A 319-nucleotide genomic window follows, 5' to 3' on the forward strand; every position below is an offset into this window, starting at 1 on the left:
GGCTAGGTATAATCAAAAATCACCGAAAATGTTCCTGATGGAAAAATCGAAACTGTTGCGTAAAGCTGTATACAAAGTGGATGAAAAGATGAAAGAAAAATTTCCACAAAAACCTACAAATGATGAATTGGCCGACGAATTGGAATATACCCGAAAAGTCATTCAAGCCGTAGAAAATGAAGAGGTCCTCTGCCAATACCCAAAAGTAAAAGAGAAACTAAACTACCTAAAAGAAGTGGTCGAAGACCACGAGGAACGTCTTTCATACTCGGACGACCCCGATGCACGGGTGGGACATAAAACGGCAGATTCCTCTTTT

General features: G+C 40.4%; 1 pseudogene. It reads left to right on the plus strand.

Going from position 1 to position 319, the window contains the following annotated elements:
- A pseudogene (locus FILTAD_RS15660) lies at positions 1-319 on the plus strand (IS5/IS1182 family transposase); the annotation flags it as partial.

Source organism: Filibacter tadaridae, from assembly GCF_900609045.1.
GTDB classification, from domain to species: Bacteria; Bacillota; Bacilli; order Bacillales_A; family Planococcaceae; genus Sporosarcina; species Sporosarcina tadaridae.